Below are 14,248 nucleotides of genomic sequence, written 5' to 3' on the forward strand. Positions count from 1 at the left end.
TAGGTTTTCCATTTTTTGGCGAAGCTATTAGTGGATTATCGGAGGTGTAAATGATGGAAATGGGGACATTAAAGCAAATATTACTTATTACAGATGGTTGTTCGAATCAGGGAGAAGATCCTGTTGCAGTTGCAGCATTAGCCTATGAACAAGGATTGACGGTTAATGTAATAGGCATTTTAGACGATACAGAGTCTAGAGAAACATCTAGTTTAAAAGAGGTGGAGGGTATTGCTGCTTCTGGTGGTGGGATGAGTCAAATCGTATACAAAGAAGCCTTACCAGAAACAGTACAAATGGTTACAAAACAAGCTATGACACAAACATTACAAGGATTTGTTAATAGTGAATTAAGACAAATATTAGGCTCTAAGCAAACGATGGAAGACCTTCCTCCTAAAGAGCGCGGGGAGATTATGGAAGTTGTTGAAGAGCTCGGTGAAACATGTGATTTAGAAGTGCTCGTACTCATCGACACAAGTGCGAGTATGACAAACAAATTACCGATGGTTAAAGAATCCTTACTAGATTTATCGATTAGTTTAAACGCACGTATTGGTAAAAACCGTTTCGCCATGTATACCTTTCCCGGAAAAAAGAAAGCAATTGAACGTATTTTTAATTGGTCACCGAAGTTAGAAGATGTATCTACAGTCTTTCCTAAATTAACAAGTGGTGGTGTGACACCAACGGGGCCTGCACTACGTGAAGCAATCTATCAATTTGGAAAGAAAAGGTTATTAAGAGGTATAAGATCGAATGACTTTATGGAAGAAGCATGAATTGTTTTTTCGACCAGGAAAGAAAATCATCGGAAAATGGCAACACCATCGGTATACGATTAAAAGGAAACTAGGAAGTGGCGCAGTAGGGACGGTTTTTCTCTGTCATATAGGTGGAAGAGAAGTCGCTTTAAAAATTAGTAAACATGTTTCATCGATTATGACAGAAGTTAATGTACTGAAATCATTAAAGAAGGTCCAAGAACATCGTCTTGGGCCTTCTTTAATGGATGTTGATGATTTTGTAATCAAAGATGGGACAACGTATACGTTTTATGTGATGGAATATATTAAAGGAGATCATTTACGTTCCTTTATAAGAAATCATGGAACAGAATGGATCGGAGTCTTTATGCTTCAATTACTCGATGATTTAGAAAAACTTCATCAACGAGGGTGGGTACTCGGTGATTTAAAAATTGAAAACTTAATCGTTGAAAATAATCCACCTAAATTACGCTGGATTGATGTTGGTGGAACAACGCGAATAGGGCGCTCTATAAAAGAATATACAGAAATTTATGACCGTGGTTATTGGGGGCTTGGCTCAAGAAAAGCTGAGCCAAGTTATGATTTATTTGCTCTTGTAATCGTTTTTTTATCTGTTTTTCATGAGAAACAACTGACAAAAGGAAGAGACGCTAAAACGACATTATTAAAGAAACTTGTTGAAACAAAAGCGCTTAACCTTTATGAACCGATATTAAAAAAAGCACTTTTAGGTCAATATCCGTCAAGTTCTCTGATGAAACAAGACATGCTTGCTTTGTTATATCACATTCAACAAAGGAGGCGAATAAATACGAACAAAGCATTATGGCCTTTCGTGTTGGAATCACTTGGTATAAGTGTGATTGCGGGTGGATTATATTTAGCATCCATTTATTTTGTGCCTTAAGTTTTTTCACTGAATAGTTGGTTGTTATATGAATCAGAATAACATGAAAAAGATACGCTTTTACAGAGTGATTATGTTATACTTATAGAGTAGAAAGTCGCTAAAATGATGGAGATGGACAGAAGATGGAACAAAAAGTAGCACAGTTTATTAAACGTCATCATTTGCTCACAAAAGGGAGTCATATTCTTGTTGGCGTATCAGGTGGAGCTGATTCTTTAGCCTTATTACATTACTTGTGGCAAATGAGAGATACGTGGAATCTTCAACTGACAGCACTTTCTGTCGATCATCAGTGGCGTGGAAAAGAAAGTAAAAAGGATCTAGAATCTGTTCAAAATATATGTCAACAATGGCATATTCCATTCATAGGAACTTCTCTTGATGTGCCCACTTTTAAGAAACAGCATCAATTAAATGCACAAGTCGCTTCTCGAAAGGTTCGTTATCAATTTTTCCGTGAACAGATGGAAAGTTTACGTGCAGATGCTTTAGCGCTCGGTCACCATGGTGACGATCAGGTTGAAACCTTTGTGATGCGCTTAATTCGAACGGCAGATTCAAGTGCCTTTCAAGGCATTCCTGTGAAGCGTCCCTTTGCGACTGGAATGATTATTCGTCCTTTTTTATGTCTAACGAAACGAGAGATTGAAGATTATTGTGAAAGACATGATCTCCACCCTAGATGGGATTCAAGCAATGACGATGTTGATTATACACGCAATTACATACGAAAAACGATTGCTCCGTTATTAAAGTCTAAAAATAATAATATACATCAAACGGTACAACATTTATCTGAAACATTAGCTGACGATGAGACGTATTTAAAGGAACAGGCAGAACAGATGGTCCAAGCGGTCGTTTCATTTAATGAAAAAGACCGTAAAGCTATATTTAGAGTGGATGATTTTACTTCATATCCTACCGCTTTACAAAGACGTGCCTATCATCTAATATTAAACTATCTATATCATCATCTACCCGATAATTTATCATATATCCACGAACAGAACTTTTTCGATTTGCTAAAAAGGGTGAGAAGTAATGCTGAAATCGACTTCCCAAATCGATTGAAAATTAGAAGAACGTATCAAGTTATTACTTTTTTATTTGAAAAGGAACAATCTAAACGAGAGACTGTTCATAAAACATTAAATGTACCAGATCGGGTGGTTTTACCGGATGGAAGCGAAGTTGTCGCGCAGTTTACAGAAGAATTCAATGATAATGATACGTTTACATATATATGTGCATTAGAACTTGTAGAATTGCCTTTACATATTCGAACGAGGCAGGCGGGCGATCGTATGACGTGGAAAGGGTTAAAAGGGACTAAAAAACTAAAGGATATTTTCATTGATGAAAAAATTCCATTAGAAAAAAGAGATACATGGCCAGTCATCACTGATAATCGCGGACACATATTATGGTTAGTCGGTTTAAGGAAAAACAATCTAAAATCTAATGGAACATCTTTAGTTCAACTAAAGTATAAAGGCGATGTGTAGGGAGGGCTTGTTGTTGGACCAGGAAATTAAGGAAATACTTATAACAGAAGAAGAAATCCAACAAAAATGTAAGGAAATAGGTGCACAACTAACAGAAGAATATGATGGGAAATTCCCACTTGCAATTGGTGTGCTAAAAGGTGCTTTACCTTTTATGGCTGATTTATTAAAAAATATTAAGACACATTTAGAAATGGATTTTATGGACGTATCTAGCTATGGTGGAAAAAATATACGTTCTACAGGTGAAGTGAAAATAATTAAAGATTTAGATACGAAAGTAGAAGGCCGCCACTTATTAATTATTGAAGATATTATTGATAGCGGGCAGACACTTAGTTATTTAGTCGATTTGTTTAAGTATCGAAAAGCTAAATCCATTAAAATTGTCACTTTAATCGATAAGCCAGAAGGACGTATCGCTGACATAAAAGCTGATATCGTTGGATTTCAGGTACCGAATGAATTTCTTGTCGGCTATGGTTTAGATTACGATGAAAAATACCGTAATTTACCCTATATCGGCGTATTAAAACCAGAAATATATAATAGATAAATGAAACCGATAAGGTCCTAAAAAAATGATATAATAAATGATGTGGAATAAGTATAATTAGTTGTCATATAAGTTTTCACTATGATACTATGTAATATAGTTTTTCCCCGTTTGGGAGGAGGTAGGCAATGAACCGGATATTTCGGAATACGTTCTTTTATTTACTCCTGTTATTAGTCGTTATTGGTGTCATTGGCGTCATTAATAATCAAGGTGACCAATCAGATGAACTGCATGTGAAGGAATTTATGCAAGCATTAGATAATGGCGAAATTAAAGAAATGACGATGCAGCCAGCACACGGCATTATGCGTATTACTGGGATGATGGTAAAGGATGAAAAACCTTTTATCACTCAGGTGCCGGATAATACAGATATTGTTAAAGAAATTACTGAAAAAGGTATGGCTCAAAGTGTCATTAAAGTTAAAGAGGAAGAAAGGCCTAGCGGTTGGGTTACGTTCCTTACAGGGATTATTCCATTTTTAATTTTAGGATTGTTTTTCTTTTTTATCCTCAGTCAAGCCCAAGGTGGTGGCGGAGGCCGTGTGATGAACTTCGGTAAAAGTAAAGCGAAGATGATTAGTGAAGATAAATCAAAAGTTCGCTTTAAAGATGTTGCCGGAGCGGATGAAGAAAAGCAAGAACTTGTTGAAATTGTTGAGTTTCTAAAAGATCCACGTAAGTTCTCACAACTAGGTGCAAGAATTCCAAAAGGTGTGTTACTTGTAGGACCACCAGGAACAGGTAAGACATTACTTGCAAAAGCCGTAGCAGGTGAAGCAGGTGTCCCATTCTTTACCATTAGTGGTTCCGATTTCGTAGAGATGTTCGTCGGGGTTGGGGCATCACGAGTACGTGATTTGTTTGAAAATGCGAAGAAGAATGCACCATGTATCATCTTTATTGATGAGATTGATGCGGTTGGGCGCCAACGTGGTGCTGGATTAGGTGGCGGTCACGATGAACGTGAACAGACATTGAACCAGTTACTCGTTGAAATGGATGGGTTTGAAGGAAATGAAGGCATTATCATTTTAGCTGCAACGAACCGTCCAGACATTTTAGACCCTGCTTTATTACGTCCAGGTCGATTCGATCGACAAATCCCTGTCAATCGTCCAGATGTTAAAGGTCGTGAAGCTGTTCTAAAAGTTCATGCACGTAATAAACCTTTAGATGAAACAGTTGATTTAAAAACGATTGCTATGCGTACACCAGGATTTTCTGGTGCTGATTTAGAAAACTTACTGAATGAAGCGGCTCTTGTTGCTGCACGTTTAGATAAGAAGAAGATATCGATGCTTGAAGTCGATGAAGCGATTGATCGTGTCATTGCTGGTCCAGCTAAGAAAAGTCGTGTCATTTCTGAAAAGGAACGTAATATTGTAGCATATCACGAAAGTGGACATACTGTTATCGGCATGGTTTTAGATGATGCGGATGTCGTTCATAAAGTGACGATTGTTCCACGTGGGCAAGCTGGTGGTTATGCAGTCATGTTGCCGAAAGAAGATCGCTACTTTATGACTAAACCTGAATTACTTGATAAAATTACAGGATTATTAGGCGGTCGTGTTGCTGAAGAAATTATTTTTAACGAAGTAAGTACAGGTGCTTCTAATGACTTCCAACGTGCAACCGGTATTGCTCGTAAAATGGTTACTGAATTTGGAATGAGTGATAAAATTGGTGCTACTCAATTCTCAGGTGGCAGTGGAGAAGTCTTCTTAGGTAGAGATATTCAAAGTGATCAAAACTACAGTGATGCGATTGCTCATGAAATTGATAAAGAGGTTCAAGGTATTATTAATCACTGTTATGATCGAGCAAAACAAATTTTAACTGAGCATAAAGAGCAACTAGAATTAATTGCTCAAACGCTCTTAGAAGTTGAAACTTTAGACGCAAAACAAATCAAGTCGCTATTTGAAGATGGTGTGCTTCCAGAATCAGAACATGCAGATCTTGAATCTTCTGATGATGTGAAAGTAAACATTCAATCAAAAGAAGAAGATGCAGAAACATACGAAGAGATTAAGAAAAAGTCTGATGAAAAGCTGAAGCAAGAAATTGAAGAGAGTTCAGCAGATGAATCTACGCTTTCTAAAACAATTAAAGAATTAGAAGGAAAAAATAAAGATTCCAATCCGCCTAAACAGGAATAAAAGAACGGTTCATATATGAGCAGTTTCCAATACATTGGAAACTGCTTTTTTAATCGTATATTTTTCTATTGAATATGGAATTATGGTATATTTAAAAAAGAAATACATAAAATGAGCTACTTGAGGAAGGGATTATGGAATGCTTTTTGTTTTGGATGTAGGGAATACAAATACCGTATTAGGTGTTTTTCAAGACAATGAATTAAAATACGAATGGCATATAAAAACAGATCGTTATAAAACAGAGGATGAATTCGGGATGCTGATTAAATCCTTATTTGAATATAAGGGTTTATCATTTTCTGATATTACCGGTGTTATTATATCGTCTGTTGTTCCACCAATTATGTTCGCTTTAGAAAAGATGTGCATAATATATTTTGATATAGAACCACTCGTTGTTGGGAAGGATACGGTTCAATGTTTTCTTAAAACGAATTATCCAAACCCAAAAGAGATAGGAGCTGACCGTGTTGTTAACGCTGTAGGTGCTTTAGATGAGCATGAAGCACCACTTATTATTATCGACTTTGGAACTGCAACGACGTATTGTTACATTAATGAACTAGAAGAATATGAGGGAGGATTAATTGCTCCAGGGATTGATATTTCAATGGATGCACTATATAGACGTGCAGCTAAACTCCCGAAAATAGAAATAGAGAAGCCACAACATATAATTGGCCGTTCAACAGTCGAAGCGATGCAGTCAGGTATCTTTTATGGAAATGTCGCACAGGTCGACGGTATTGTTAGACGTATAAAAGAAACAAAAAAGATAGACGCTAAGGTGATTGCAACAGGTGGATTAGCACCACTTGTGGCTCATACATCTGACTCGATTGATGTCGTTGATTCACATCTTACTTTAAAAGGACTAAATGTTATTTATTACAAGAATATGCAACAAAAAGGAGAATAGAGCGTTGAATAAAGATTATTTAATTAAAGCTACCGCATATGATGGGATGGTACGTGCGTATGCAATTCAGTCAACAGAACTAGTTGAAGAAGCTAGAAAAAAACAAGATTCATGGGCAACAACAACTGCTGCACTAGGTCGAACACTTACTATAACCGCTTTAATGTCTGCTATGCTTAAAGGTGATGATAAATTAACTATTAAAGTTGAAGGTGATGGCCCAATTGGCGCTATTGTAACAGATGGGAATGCTAAAGGTGACGTTCGTGGATATGTATTGAACGCACATGTTGATTTTGAATTAAATGAGCAAGGGAAATTAGATGTACGTCGTGCCGTCGGTACAAATGGAACCGTTAGTGTTATTAAAGATTTAGGATTAAAAGATTATTTTACAGGTCAAGTTCCAATTGTATCTGGTGAAATAAGTGAAGATTTCACATATTATTTTGCTACATCTGAACAAATTCCATCTGCAGTAGGAGCGGGTGTACTCGTTAATCCAGACCACTCCGTTCTAGCAGCTGGGGGATTTATTATTCAAGTGATGCCAGGTGCAACGGATGATGTTATTACACAATTGGAGAAACAATTGGCCTCTTTTCCATCTATTTCAATTTTGATTAGTGAAGGAGCGACACCAGAAGAAATATTAGAACGTTTATTTGGTGATGTTAAATTAAACATTCATGAAAAAATGCCAGTTCAATTCAAATGTACATGCTCAAAAGAACGTTTTGAACGTGCGATTATTAGTTTAGGTAAAGAAGAAATTCAATCTATGATAGATGAAGATCATGGGGCGGAGACAGTTTGTCATTTTTGTAATACAACATATTATTTTACTGAAGAAGAATTGGAAGCTCTAGTTGTGCAAAGCAAATAAAGGCTTTTGCACAATTAGAGCTTTTTCGTTTTTATTGAACTGCAAATGGTTATGATAAAATATATACAATTATATCGCCCAATTAAACGTTTTTAATTGACATTTTTCAATTCATTGTATACTTTATATATAAATCATATAAGATTACTATGAATTAAACGAGGAGGCATTTAAAATGCGTGTGACGAATAATATTTCTGAATTAATTGGTCGGACTCCAGTTGTTAAATTAAGGCAAACAGATGAAAATAGTGCTGATATTTACGTGAAGCTTGAATATATGAATCCAGGAAGCTCGGTTAAAGATCGTATCGCCTTAGCGATGATTGAAGCAGCAGAGGAATCAGGTGAACTTAAAGAGGGCTCTAAAATTGTTGAGCCAACAAGTGGTAATACTGGAATTGGATTGGCGATGGTGGCTGCTGCTAAAGGTTATGAGCTCATTGTCACTATGCCGGATACGATGAGTAAGGAACGGCGAAATATATTAAGAGCATATGGTGCGAAATTAGTCTTAACACCGGGTGCTCAAGGAATGAAAGGTGCCATTGAGAAAGCCGAACAATTACGAGAAGAACATGGATATTTTATGCCACAGCAGTTTAAGAATATGGCTAACCCTAAAGTTCATGAACGCACAACTGGAAAAGAAATAGTCGAACAAATGCCTGATGGACTAGATGCTTTTGTTTCGGGAATCGGAACAGGTGGTACGATTTCAGGAGCTGGAAAAGTGTTAAAACAAGCTTTTCCAGAAGTAAAGATTATAGCAGTTGAGCCAAAAGATTCCCCAGTATTATCAGGAGGTTCACCCGGACCACATAAATTACAAGGTCTCGGTGCGGGATTTGTACCAGATACATTGGATACATCTATTTATGATGAAATTATAACGGTATCAACTGATGAGGCATTTACAGCAGCAAGAGAAACCGCTATAACAAACGGTATTCTTGGCGGGATTTCAGCAGGTGCTGCAATTCATGCAGCAAAATCTGTTGCAAATAAATTAGGAAAAGGTAAGAAAGTGTTAGCGATTTTACCAGATAACGGAGAGCGTTATTTATCAACGGCATTGTATCAATTTGATGAAGAATAATTTAGTCATAGGACTAGTAATGGCAATCAATACTAGTCCTTTTTTATTTCTGCAAAAGTATGTTACGATAGAAAAAGAAATTTTTTAGTCAGCTTGATTGAATGTTTATATTATAATGGAGAGGTCGATTGCAAATGAAGTTGCATACAAAGTCTGTTACATTTGATTTAGATAAAAGGACACATATCATGGGGATTTTGAACGTCACACCTGACTCCTTTTCAGATGGTGGTAAATATACAGATATTGATCTTGCCGTTCAGCAAGCGAAGAAATTAGAAAAAGAAGGGGCAGACATCATTGATATTGGTGGAGAATCAACTCGTCCTAATCATGAACCCGTTTCTATAGAAGAAGAAATTGACCGTGTTATTCCGGTGATTCAAGCAATTAAGGAACATGTTCATATTCCGATATCGATTGATACTTATAAAGCAGAAACAGCAAAGCGAGCGATTGAAGCTGGTGCCGATATGATTAATGATGTATGGGGAGCAAAAAGAGACCCTGACATGGCTTGTGTTGCGAGTGAAATGAATGTTCCTATCGTCTTAATGCATAACCGAACAAATATGAATTATACATCTCTTATAGATGATATGAAGCGTGATTTAGAAGAAAGTATTACGATTGCATTAAAAGCCGGTGTAAATGAAAAGAACATCATATTAGATCCAGGTGTCGGTTTCGCGAAAACGCCAGAACATAACTTAATGGTAATGAATCGTTTAGAACAATTTCATGATTTCGGTTATCCTATTTTGCTAGGCACATCTCGTAAATCATTTATCGGAAAAATTCTTGATGTCGAACCACATGAACGTGATTATGGAACAGGAGCAACAACTTGTCTTGGTATTCAAAAAGGCGCCCAGTTGATTCGAGTTCATAATGTTAAAGTGAATAAACAGATGTCACAAGTGATGGATGCGATGTTAAGGGAGCGATTTAATTAATGGATAAAATTATTTTAAAAACGATGCAATTTTATGGTTATCATGGTTTATTTCCAGAAGAGAATAAATTAGGGCAACGTTTTTTAGTAGATGTGATCTTATATACTGATTTAAAAGAAGCCGGTAAAACAGATGACATGCACGCATCTATTCATTACGGACATGTCTTTGAACGAGTCAAAACGATTGTAGAAGGTGAAGCAAAAAATTTACTAGAAGCTGTTGCTGAATCGATTGCTCAAGATTTATTAGCGACATTTTCACGTCTACAAGCTTGTACGGTTAAAGTGATTAAACCAGATCCACCAATTCCAGGTCATTATGACTCTGTAGCTGTAGAAATCTATAGGGAGAGAGAAAGATGAATCGTGCGTATATAGGTCTTGGGACAAATATTGAACCACGGAAATCACATTTAGATAAAGCGTTAGAGAAACTGCAGGAAAATAAGACAATCACCATTATGAAACAGTCAAGTATATATGAAACAGCCCCAGTCGGTTATACAGAACAAGCAGATTTTTTAAATATGGTTGTTGAAATTAAAACAACACTTGCTCCAGAACGGTTGCTTGATATATGCCAAACGATTGAAAAAAAATTAGGTAGAGAGAGAACGATTCGTTTTGGACCACGTACGATTGACCTTGACATTTTATTGTATAATGAAGAAAGCATAAAAACAGAACGATTAACCGTCCCACATCCACGCATGCATGAACGTGGGTTTGTGTTGATTCCGTTAGCTGAGATTGCACCTTACATGAAGGTCGGTGAAGAAAAGATTGATTATTTATTAAGTAAACTTCCGAAACAAGAGCGAGAAGATGTGAGAGTATGGAAGCAATAGAGGAGGGTTATAGATGTTTAAGATAGGAAATATTACGGTACCGAACCAGGTTGTTCTTGCACCTATGGCTGGCGTATCTAATTATGCGTTTAGACTAACAGTTAAAGAGTTTGGTGCCGGATTAGTGACAGCAGAGATGGTTAGCGATAAAGGAATTGTTAATAAAGATAAAAAATCATTACAAATGCTTTACATCGATGAAGCCGAGATGCCAATGAGCTTGCAAATTTTTGGTGGAGATCAGGATACACTTGTAGAAGCCGCTCAATTTGTAGATAAACATACTAATGCCAGTATTATAGACATCAATATGGGATGCCCTGTTCCTAAAATAACGAAATGTGATGCGGGTGCAAGATGGTTACTTGATCCAAATAAAATATATGAAATGGTCTCTCATGTTGTCAAACATGTAGATAAACCAGTAACAGTAAAAATGCGCTCTGGTTGGGATGAAGACCATATTTATGCAGTAGACAATGCAAAGGCGGTAGAAGCAGCAGGTGCTAGTGCCGTGGCAGTTCACGGTCGGACGCGAAAACAAATGTACGAAGGTCGTGCTGACTGGGATATTATTAAACAAGTGAAACAAGCGGTTAACATCCCGGTTATAGGAAATGGCGATATCGATAGCCCTGAAATAGCTAAACAACGTCTTGATGAGACTGGTGTTGATGCGATAATGATAGGTCGTGCTGCTTTAGGAAATCCTTGGATCATATATAAAACCGTGAAATATTTGGAAACTGGTGAACTAATTCCAGATCCAACACCAAGAGAAAAAGTTGATGTCTGTCTCCTACATGCTGATCGTTTAATTAAAATCAAAGGCGAAAGAATTGCTATGATGGAAATGCGTAAACACGCCGCATGGTATTTAAAAGGTATGCCAGGGAATGGCCGGGTGCGTAGAAAGATTAATGAAATTGATACGAAAGAGGCTCTCGTTGACATTTTATACGCGTATGCTGAAGAAATGGAAAGAAAAATGCAAGCTAGTTAAAAGTTAAATATTTGCTGAACTTTATCGTTTCAATGAGACGAACAGACAAAGTGAAAGTTTATATGAAAAGGCTTATCATATACAATTAGATGAAAGATTAAATGAACTCTTATATACTATTACTACATGCCGTTCTTACGATTAATAAATGAAGAAGACTGAAATGATAGGTTACAGTTATCGAGTAATTATGATTATGAGGAATATAATGATGGAGTGATTAGAGATGTCAGAAGAATTTACAGAACAGATGCAAGTGCGGCTAGAAAAGATGGAAGCACATCGCGAAAGCGGATTAGATCCTTTTGGTGGGAAGTATACCCGTACACATGTAGCGAGTGAGTTAAAGGCTTTATACGATCGCTTTACGAAAGAAGAACTAGCTGCTAAAGAAGATGAGACAGAAGTAACTGTAGCAGGTCGTTTAATGACGAAGCGAGGAAAAGGAAAGGCTGGCTTTGCCCATATACAAGATGCGAGTGGTCAAATACAGATTTATGTCCGTCAAGATGAAATTGGAAAAGATGCCTATGATATATATAAAACAATTGATTTAGGCGATATTATCGGTGTGACTGGCGTCATGTTTAAAACAAATGTCGGTGAGTTATCTATTAAGGTTACTAAATTTGAACTCCTAACAAAGGCGCTACGCCCATTACCAGAAAAATATCATGGATTAAAAGATATTGAACAACGCTACCGTCAACGTTATTTAGATTTAATAATGAATAGCGATAGTAAACAAACATTCATCTTACGTAGTAAAATTATTCAATCTATGCGTCATTATCTCAATGAGCAAGGATTTCTGGAAGTAGAAACACCAATGATGCATAGCATTCCAGGTGGTGCAGCAGCACGTCCGTTTGTCACACATCACAATGCATTAGATATCGATTTATATATGCGAATTGCTATTGAATTACACTTAAAACGTCTCATCGTTGGTGGCTTAGAAAAAGTATATGAAATTGGCCGTGTATTCCGTAATGAAGGCGTGTCAACAAGACATAATCCAGAATTTACAATGATTGAATTATATGAAGCTTATGCGGATTATAAAGATATTATGGCGTTAACAGAGAATATGATCGCACATATCGCAAAAGAAGTGTTAGGTACAACAACAATTACTTACGGCGAGTATGAAATTGATTTAGCACCTCAATGGAAGAGATTGCATATGGTAGATGCGATTAAGGAGTATGTAGGAGTTGACTTTTGGAAAGAAATGACCGATGAAGAGGCACGTGCGTTGGCGAAAGAACACGGTGTAGAAATTACTGATATGATGACATATGGACATATCGTTAATGAATTTTTTGAACAAAAAGTAGAAGAAAAGCTTATTCAACCTACCTTCATTTACGGTCATCCAGTTGAAATATCACCACTTGCTAAGAAGAATAAAGATGACGAACGCTTCACCGATCGATTTGAATTATTTATCGTAGGAAGAGAACATGCAAATGCCTTCAGTGAACTAAATGATCCAATTGATCAAAGAAAACGTTTTGAGGCACAAGTAGCTGAAAGAGAGCAAGGAAATGATGAGGCACATCTAATGGATGAGGATTTCTTAGAAGCATTAGAATACGGCATGCCTCCTACAGGCGGATTAGGGATAGGAGTAGATCGATTAGTAATGTTACTTACTAATTCACCATCAATCCGAGATGTACTGTTATTTCCACAAATGCGAACAAAGTAAATCTATTGCTCTTATAAATAAAGGCCTTTGCTTACTTGATTATAGATTTTAAACTTAGTCATTAAGTCAAAGGTCTTTTATTATTCACATATGATATTGAAAGATGAAAGAAAATAGCGTGTTTCTTGATATACTTAGACAAAAAAATGTTTTTTTAAAAAAGACTTGATTATTATGAAAAAACATGATAAATTAAATATCGTTGTGCTGTTACGTTTGGCGCAAAACATAATAACAATTTTATTCAACTTTATAAAATCTTTTATAAAATTAGTTGACATAAAACATTGAACATGTTATTATGATAAAGTCGCTGTTCAAGCGCGAAACATTTTAAAAAACATATTGACATACTCAATGTAAATATGTTATAATGTAAAAGTTGTTTAAAGGCAACGAAAATTGCACTTTGAAAACTGAACAGAACAACCAGTAATGTCAAGAAAAACAACCCTGTTTTTCTTTAATCAAATTGCTAAGATAAACGTTTATACGTTTAAAATAACTCTTTTTTGGAGAGTTTGATCTTGGCTCAGGACGAACGCTGGCGGCGTGCCTAATACATGCAAGTCGAGCGCGGGAAGCAGAAAGATTCCTTCGGGATGACATCTGTGGAACGAGCGGCGGATGGGTGAGTAACACGTGGGCAACCTGCCTGTAAGACTGGGATAACTCCGGGAAACCGGGGCTAATACCGGATAAGACTTTATCTCGCATGAGATAGAGATGAAAGATGGCTTTTAGCTATCACTTACAGATGGGCCTGCGGCGCATTAGCTAGTTGGTGGGGTAATGGCCTACCAAAGCGACGATGCGTAGCCGACCTGAGAGGGTGATCGGCCACACTGGGACTGAGACACGGCCCAGACTCCTACGGGAGGCAGCAGTAGGGAATCTTCCGCA

Annotated in this window: 13 protein-coding genes and 1 rRNA gene; all 14 read left to right on the forward strand. The window is 36.8% G+C overall.

What is annotated here, in order from left to right; all coding sequences use genetic code 11:
- The first annotated feature begins 53 nt into the window (after positions 1 to 53).
- A complete protein-coding gene (locus HNQ35_RS08850) occupies positions 54 to 782 on the forward strand; it encodes a vWA domain-containing protein (RefSeq protein WP_146937341.1) in 729 nt (242 codons plus the stop codon).
- A complete protein-coding gene (gene prkT, locus HNQ35_RS08855) occupies positions 760 to 1,680 on the forward strand; it encodes a serine/threonine protein kinase PrkT (protein WP_146937343.1) in 921 nt (306 codons plus the stop codon). Before HNQ35_RS08850 ends, prkT begins: the two co-directional genes overlap by 23 nt.
- A 125-nt stretch (positions 1,681 to 1,805) precedes the next feature.
- Positions 1,806 to 3,191, forward strand: a complete 1,386-nt coding sequence (tilS, locus tag HNQ35_RS08860; protein WP_146937345.1) for a tRNA lysidine(34) synthetase TilS — start codon at positions 1,806 to 1,808, stop codon at positions 3,189 to 3,191.
- Between the two features lie 13 nt (positions 3,192 to 3,204).
- A complete protein-coding gene (gene hpt / locus HNQ35_RS08865; protein WP_146937347.1) occupies positions 3,205 to 3,747 on the forward strand; it encodes a hypoxanthine phosphoribosyltransferase in 543 nt (180 codons plus the stop codon).
- Between the two features lie 128 nt (positions 3,748 to 3,875).
- The gene (gene ftsH, locus HNQ35_RS08870) at positions 3,876 to 5,915 is read left to right on the forward strand and encodes an ATP-dependent zinc metalloprotease FtsH (protein ID WP_146937349.1); all 2,040 of its coding nucleotides are present in this window, start codon (positions 3,876 to 3,878) and stop codon (positions 5,913 to 5,915) included.
- 139 nt (positions 5,916 to 6,054) lie between these two features.
- A complete protein-coding gene (locus HNQ35_RS08875; RefSeq protein ID WP_146937351.1) occupies positions 6,055 to 6,837 on the forward strand; it encodes a type III pantothenate kinase in 783 nt (260 codons plus the stop codon).
- Between the two features lie 4 nt (positions 6,838 to 6,841).
- Positions 6,842 to 7,723: an Hsp33 family molecular chaperone HslO gene (gene hslO, locus HNQ35_RS08880; RefSeq protein WP_260173516.1), complete on the forward strand. Its 882-nt coding sequence runs from the start codon at positions 6,842 to 6,844 to the stop codon at positions 7,721 to 7,723.
- Positions 7,724 to 7,898: 175 nt separating this feature from the next.
- Positions 7,899 to 8,822, forward strand: coding sequence for a cysteine synthase A (gene cysK, locus HNQ35_RS08885; RefSeq protein ID WP_146937355.1), 924 nt, complete (start codon positions 7,899 to 7,901; stop codon positions 8,820 to 8,822).
- A 134-nt stretch (positions 8,823 to 8,956) separates the two neighbouring features.
- Complete coding sequence (gene folP, locus HNQ35_RS08890; RefSeq protein ID WP_146937357.1) at positions 8,957 to 9,778, forward strand: dihydropteroate synthase; 822 nt, start codon at positions 8,957 to 8,959, stop codon at positions 9,776 to 9,778.
- Complete coding sequence (folB, locus tag HNQ35_RS08895) at positions 9,778 to 10,143, forward strand: dihydroneopterin aldolase (protein ID WP_146937359.1); 366 nt, start codon at positions 9,778 to 9,780, stop codon at positions 10,141 to 10,143. The genes folP and folB overlap by 1 nt, the downstream gene beginning before the upstream one ends.
- Positions 10,140 to 10,628 carry a 2-amino-4-hydroxy-6-hydroxymethyldihydropteridine diphosphokinase gene (gene folK, locus HNQ35_RS08900; RefSeq protein ID WP_146937361.1) on the forward strand — a complete coding sequence of 163 codons (489 nt, stop codon included), beginning with the start codon at positions 10,140 to 10,142 and terminating at the stop codon, positions 10,626 to 10,628. The genes folB and folK overlap by 4 nt, the downstream gene beginning before the upstream one ends.
- A 13-nt stretch (positions 10,629 to 10,641) precedes the next feature.
- Entirely contained in the window at positions 10,642 to 11,631 is a 990-nt protein-coding gene (dusB, locus tag HNQ35_RS08905) for a tRNA dihydrouridine synthase DusB (RefSeq protein ID WP_146937363.1), read from the forward strand.
- Positions 11,632 to 11,857: 226 nt separating this feature from the next.
- On the forward strand, positions 11,858 to 13,345 hold the full coding sequence (gene lysS / locus HNQ35_RS08910) for a lysine--tRNA ligase (protein ID WP_146937365.1): 1,488 nt from the start codon (positions 11,858 to 11,860) through the stop codon (positions 13,343 to 13,345).
- A 509-nt stretch (positions 13,346 to 13,854) separates the two neighbouring features.
- A 16S ribosomal RNA gene (locus tag HNQ35_RS08915) occupies positions 13,855 to 14,248 on the forward strand; the annotation flags it as partial.

The sequence above is a fragment of the Cerasibacillus quisquiliarum genome, from assembly GCF_014202495.1.
Lineage (GTDB): Bacteria > Bacillota > Bacilli > Bacillales > Amphibacillaceae > Cerasibacillus > Cerasibacillus quisquiliarum.

What these genes read in the sequence shown, in the direction of transcription:
- lysS (WP_146937365.1), top strand. Translation starts at nt 11,858, where the DNA reads ATGTCAGAAGAATTTACAGAACAGATGCAAGTGCGGCTAGAAAAGATG.
- HNQ35_RS08850 (WP_146937341.1), top strand. Translation starts at nt 54, where the DNA reads ATGGAAATGGGGACATTAAAGCAAATATTACTTATTACAGATGGTTGT.
- folK (WP_146937361.1), top strand. Translation starts at nt 10,140, where the DNA reads ATGAATCGTGCGTATATAGGTCTTGGGACAAATATTGAACCACGGAAA.
- folB (WP_146937359.1), top strand. Translation starts at nt 9,778, where the DNA reads ATGGATAAAATTATTTTAAAAACGATGCAATTTTATGGTTATCATGGT.
- cysK (WP_146937355.1), top strand. Translation starts at nt 7,899, where the DNA reads ATGCGTGTGACGAATAATATTTCTGAATTAATTGGTCGGACTCCAGTT.
- tilS (WP_146937345.1), top strand. Translation starts at nt 1,806, where the DNA reads ATGGAACAAAAAGTAGCACAGTTTATTAAACGTCATCATTTGCTCACA.
- HNQ35_RS08875 (WP_146937351.1), top strand. Translation starts at nt 6,055, where the DNA reads ATGCTTTTTGTTTTGGATGTAGGGAATACAAATACCGTATTAGGTGTT.
- ftsH (WP_146937349.1), top strand. Translation starts at nt 3,876, where the DNA reads ATGAACCGGATATTTCGGAATACGTTCTTTTATTTACTCCTGTTATTA.
- folP (WP_146937357.1), top strand. Translation starts at nt 8,957, where the DNA reads ATGAAGTTGCATACAAAGTCTGTTACATTTGATTTAGATAAAAGGACA.
- prkT (WP_146937343.1), top strand. Translation starts at nt 760, where the DNA reads ATGACTTTATGGAAGAAGCATGAATTGTTTTTTCGACCAGGAAAGAAA.
- dusB (WP_146937363.1), top strand. Translation starts at nt 10,642, where the DNA reads ATGTTTAAGATAGGAAATATTACGGTACCGAACCAGGTTGTTCTTGCA.